Origin of the sequence: Streptomyces sp. 8K308, from assembly GCF_004348315.1 — a bacterium.
Classification (GTDB): domain Bacteria; phylum Actinomycetota; class Actinomycetes; order Streptomycetales; family Streptomycetaceae; genus Streptomyces.
Genome location: NZ_SMKC01000595.1, coordinates 1 through 1,744 on the forward strand (window position 1 = coordinate 1; position 1,744 = coordinate 1,744).

Genomic DNA, 1,744 nt, shown 5'->3' on the forward strand with positions numbered 1-1,744 from the left:
CCCACCACCGACCCCCACCCACCAACGAGCAGAAGGGGCACGAGGAAACGTGAACGGCTACGGGGACCTGATCCGCTTCAGCAACGAGAGTCTGGAGGGCATCCAGTCCCAGACCCTCAATCAGCAGCAGCAGTACACGACCATCTGGGACAACGTCCACCAGCAGCTGCTCGGGCTCGTCGAACAGGGCCTGGTCGACGCCAGCATCGGCCAGGTGCTCGAGGAGCGCGACCAGCAGTTCCGGCGCGAGTCCACCGGGTTCGACGACAGCGTCGTCGCCCAGAACCAGGCCATCCGCAACGTCCAGACCATCGGCAACGAGGGCGGCGCCGCCATGGTGCGGGCGGCGATGGGCGGCGGGCGCTGACCCATGGACACCACCACGGGGGAGCGGATCCTCAACCCGGCGGCGGCGCGCCGCGCCGCGCGGTACGCAGGGGAGAGCGAACGGCTCGGCGGCATGCGGCGGGCGCACGCGGCGGTGGCGGCCGCCACCGGCCTGTTCGGCGACCTCCCGGCCGGGGCGCGGGCCGAGGCCGCCGTCGTCGCCTCGGCCGAGGGGCTGCGACACGAGCTGGCCGGCGCGGGCGCCACCGTCGAGGACATCCGACACAGCGCCACCGAGGTGGCCGCGATCGCCGACCGCACCGACCACGCGGCGCACGAGGCGCTCGCCGACGCGCGGCGGACGGCCGAGGCGCTCTGGGGCGAGCGGGAAGGGGGCGCGCGATGAGCATGGACGCGAACTTCCACTCCGTCATCGACCGGATCCTCAGCGTCGACCACCTGCGCCTGCACGCCGCGGCCAGTGCCTGGGAGGGGCTGGCGGACGCCGGCACGGCCGAGCACGACCGGCTCGCGGCGGCCGCCGCCGACGTGGCGGCCGAGCCGGGCGAGGGGCTCGCCGAGCTCGGCGACCGCATCAGGGGCGCCGCCGGCTGGGCCGGGGACGCGGGCGCGATGGCCGCCCGGGTCGCCGGCCAGCTCACCACGGCCGCCGGGGCCGCGGCCCGCGCCACCGAGCGGGCGATTGACCTGCGGGCCCGGTACGACCAGGTGGCTGAGAGCGGCGACGACGCGGAGGGCTCCGTCGGCGAGCGCATGCGACGGATGTCGGAGCGCGCCGTGCTGACGGCCGAGGCGGTCACGGTGCTGCAGCAGCTCGACGCCGACATCGGCCGGGTGACCGGCGACACGGCCCCGCCCGCGCCGGAGAGCGGCGGGCACCTGCTGGTGAGCGAGGAGCGCTCGGTGGACCGGACCACGGACCGGGCGACCACCGGGGACGCGCGCACCGCGGACCGGGCCACCGCGGACCACGCCGCCACCCGCCGGGACGCCGACCGGCAGCCCGCCGACCGGGCGGCGGAGCGCGAGCCGGACCGCGCGCCGGAGAAGGAGCCGGGCCTCGTTCCCGGACAGCCGGCACCCGACGGGTTCGCGCACGTCCTCACGCCCGACAGGCTCAGCGTCCTCGGGCCCGAGGGCGGCGAGTTCGAGGGCTGGGTGCGCAGCCCGGGCACCGGCCACCTGGTCGACCCGGCCACGGGGCGGGAATTCGACCCCGTCACCTCCCGCTGGGTGGACCCGGTCACCGGCCTGCCGTTCGGCGAGCCGGCCACCACCACCCGGCCGTTCGCCGGCATCGGGGTCGGTCCCGGCGCGCTGGCCGCCGGCGTCGGCCTGGGCCTCGCGGGCCTCGGGCGGGCCCTGCCGGGCCTCGGCAGGTTGGGCGGGCTCTACG

Annotated in this window: 3 protein-coding genes; all 3 read left to right on the forward strand. The window is 77.1% G+C overall.

Annotated elements, in window-relative coordinates; translation table 11 throughout:
* The first annotated feature begins 49 nt into the window (after positions 1-49).
* On the forward strand, positions 50-367 hold the full coding sequence (locus E1265_RS36000; RefSeq protein ID WP_132935143.1) for a hypothetical protein: 318 nt from the start codon (positions 50-52) through the stop codon (positions 365-367).
* A gap of 3 nt (positions 368-370) precedes the next feature.
* Positions 371-733, forward strand: coding sequence for a hypothetical protein (locus tag E1265_RS36005; protein WP_132935144.1), 363 nt, complete (start codon positions 371-373; stop codon positions 731-733).
* The coding region (locus tag E1265_RS36010) for a hypothetical protein (protein WP_207931355.1) at positions 730-1,744 on the forward strand (1,015 nt) is incomplete at its 3' end. The genes E1265_RS36005 and E1265_RS36010, both read left to right, overlap by 4 nt.

Bases quoted from the DNA above. Each gene is read 5' to 3' on its own strand.
- E1265_RS36005 (WP_132935144.1), top strand. From the start codon at position 371: ATGGACACCACCACGGGGGAGCGGATCCTCAACCCGGCGGCGGCGCGC.